At 59.1% G+C, this 1,334-nt stretch carries 1 protein-coding gene; it reads right to left on the bottom strand.

The window, feature by feature from the left end:
* Positions 1–30: 30 nt before the first annotated feature.
* Complete coding sequence (locus tag GT590_RS14230; protein ID WP_009307321.1) at positions 31–1,149, bottom strand: IS256-like element ISEle1 family transposase; 1,119 nt, start codon at positions 1,147–1,149, stop codon at positions 31–33.
* Positions 1,150–1,334: the final 185 nt, after the last annotated feature.

The raw sequence follows: 1,334 nt of genomic DNA, 5'->3' as shown, positions 1-1,334 counted from the left end.
GGGTTATAGGCAAGAAAGTGTGTCCAGAGCCTAATCGTAATCCATGCGATAAGGGCCGCTTGCATGCAGGTCATTCCATTGCACAGCAGTGCCCCAGCGCCCCACCGCTTCATCTTTTTCGCTAGCTTCGGCAGCTGCTCGATAAAACTCAGCAATCAGGACGTCCGTCGGCATTTCCTTCAGGATCTCTTTCGGGCTTGCACGGGCTTCAAGGTCCATATAGCACCACCAGAACGCCGCCTTGACGCGCCTCGTCAGCCTCAATCCCCGATGCTCTCGCAGCATGTGGCGGATCTGGGCGTTCACGCCGCCTTCGATCCTGTTCGTAGTCGCCGGAACAGGTCCTCCCTCGAGCAAGCCTTCGTCGAGATAGGTGAATAGGGTACCGGCCCTACAAAGCTTCAGAAGCCCGCCGCGCGCAGTGCGCAGCCTCTCGTGCTTGTAGCGGATCCGCCCGTCAACCACCTCTTTTTCCTTTAGGAATCCTTCCCATGCCGTGCACCAATTAGAGAAGCCCGCAAGCCACTCCGCAGCTTCGTTGAGGCTACCTATGCGCATGAGCTTCTTGGCGATGCCATAGAGCTCAACGCCCGCCTGGAGCCGCGGCCTGGTCGTGGTCTGGCGCTTCACCTGACAGAACGCATGGAAGACGCAGCGCTGCACGCGTGTGTTCGGCCACACGGCGCGTCTCGCCTTCTCGAACCCCTTTCCGCCATCGGTAATCACGACGTCGGGAGGGGCTATGCGCGCCATGAGCGCCGCCCACGCCTGCGCGTTCTCGCTTCTCGCTAGATGCCAGCCGATCACGTGCTTCTCGGTGCAGGCGATCATAATCACGACGTCGCGCCCCAGCCAAAGGCCATCCACCTCCACCACGTGGTGGACCTCGTCACAGACAGGAGCCACGGGCCACAGGTCCCAGAACTTATTCGTGAGATGCCGGAAGGTGCGTCCGGGCATGCCGAACTCGCCTTGGGTCTTTTTCGAGAGCAGCCACCTCAGGAACAGCTCTAGCAGTTTAGGCTCGTTGTCGTAACGTTGCGTGGTGGATGCGCCGCATGCCTTGCAGCGCCAACGAGTCGCCCCCGACGAGGTCTTCCCGTTGCGTTTCGTGTCGCCCCCGCACGCAGGGCACAGTATCTTCTTCATCCCGTGATTGAACCACGGAATTTAAGAGGGCGGTTTACGGCCTCTGACCTGCGGTGTCAAGTCGAAAGCGGACACACATTCTTGCCAGGCACTTAAACCTGCCTCCGAAATTTAAACGATGGTTTATCGAGGGTTTGACCTGCCCTTACACCCCTAAAACGGACACACTTTCTTGCCTATAACCC

Origin of the sequence: Eggerthella sp. BIOML-A1 (assembly GCF_009875595.1) — a bacterium.
In the GTDB taxonomy this organism is placed as follows: domain Bacteria; phylum Actinomycetota; class Coriobacteriia; order Coriobacteriales; family Eggerthellaceae; genus Eggerthella; species Eggerthella lenta.
This window is presented reverse-complemented; position numbering and strand designations above follow the sequence as displayed.